The following is a 1,657-nucleotide window of genomic DNA, read 5'->3' on the forward strand; positions in this document are numbered from 1 at the left end:
TATTTCTATCAATATCCACTATTCCCCAAAACTCCTCATTTGGTGTGCCATCATATGGAACACCAGTACTGTTTGGAGCCCATACTCCCGGATCTTGTGTTTCAGGATTTCCTGCTTTCCACCATCCATCAGTAAATGAGAACATGGCCACACCGGAACAAATATCATTTGCACTAAAGACAGAATTTAAAATTTTCTTATTGGCATCTGCCTGTGCTTTTTCGTTAGTACCTTGATCGTAGCCACCTTTTGTAATCGTCATATAACTGTCTCCTCCGGCTTCGGATAAATACATTGGCTTAGAACTAATTGCACTCCATTCGGAAAAAATAGTTGTAGGATCATCATAGCGATACACATTCATTCCCCAAACATCAATGTTTTCAGATAATGAGAGGGCTAATGAATCAGGTAATTCGCCATGAGCAGTTGTAACAGCATGTGAAGAGTCGTTTTCATGGATAAGCTGAGCTGCTTTATTCATTGCATTATACCAGTTTTTTATATCGCCATCAAACCATTCCGGATGGTAGTTATATTCGTTTCCCAGTTCCCAAAGCAATATGGCATCATGATTTTTATAAGTGTTGACATAATCGATAAACGTTCCCGAGCGTATGTCGTTGATTCCTCCCTGATCATATCCAAAACCTATTATTACTTTGAGACCAGCTGCCTGAAACTGGTCAAGGACAGATTTGTCAGTGATTGGTTCATATACCCGGATTGTGTTTATACCTGCATCTACCATTAAAGACAAATCTTGAGTTAAATTTCCAAAATCCCTTTTCTCACTCCCTTTAGGTACCGGATGATAACATATACCCTTAAATATATAGGGAGCATCATTTACAAATATCTGGCGTCCTGAAATGGTAACAGTATCAGCTTTGGAATTACTTGCACATGAAACAAGAAAGCCGGTTAAAAGCAATAAAATGCCTTTTAAAAATTTTAATTCGAATTTTTTAATCATTTCAAACTTTTTAATTGAATGTTTTTTCAACATGACCCTGTTTAATTGGGTTTCAACTATTGAGGAGCTTTTGTTTCACTGGCTAAAGGTGGCACCAATACATCTTGCAACAGCGCATCCTTATCCCCATTGAATGTCTTTGTAATGGGTTTTCCATCTCGGGTCAACCCTTCAAACGTGCCATCATCTACCAAATTCCAAATTGGATATTTAGCTTGGCTTTTTAAATTTATAAGTCCGAAATGATTCTCTGAACCTTTTGCATTTTTAGCATCTTTCCATTGTTCATCAAAACCTTCAAAATAAAAACATGAAATTCCCTCTGCATTGGTCCATTCGCGCATGTGTTTGTAATACAGCGCTTGCTTATATTCATCGGTAGCCCTGGATCCTTTAGGCCCGTAATGTCCATTAGAGATAGATGCCCAACCTGTTTCGCCAATATGAATTGGTTTGTCAACACCTATACTTTTCATATAGCCTGAAACACTGTCGTATTGAGACATTGCAAACTTTTTGGCCCTGAGCATGGCTGCATCTATCTTTTCAATATCGGATAGGTTTTCTTCTTCTTCAGGAACTCCCCAAAATTCAGGATTATAATGCGTATTATGATAAGGATAGGTATGCATAGAGACATAATCTACGGCATGATATAATTTTTCAAGATCTTCGGTATGA

2 protein-coding genes are annotated in these 1,657 nt (G+C 37.8%); both read right to left on the reverse strand.

Annotated features, from left to right (window positions below; all coding sequences use genetic code 11):
* Positions 1–976: glycoside hydrolase family 2 TIM barrel-domain containing protein (locus WBN20_RS11815; RefSeq protein ID WP_424281824.1), on the reverse strand; the 976-nt coding region annotated here is incomplete at its 3' end.
* 56 nt (positions 977–1,032) lie between these two features.
* A partial coding sequence (locus WBN20_RS11820; protein ID WP_424281825.1) for a glycosyl hydrolase family 17 protein occupies positions 1,033–1,657 on the reverse strand: 625 nt, incomplete at its 5' end.

It is taken from the genome of Eudoraea sp. (genome assembly GCF_049665975.1).
Taxonomy (GTDB): Bacteria; Bacteroidota; Bacteroidia; order Flavobacteriales; family Flavobacteriaceae; genus Eudoraea.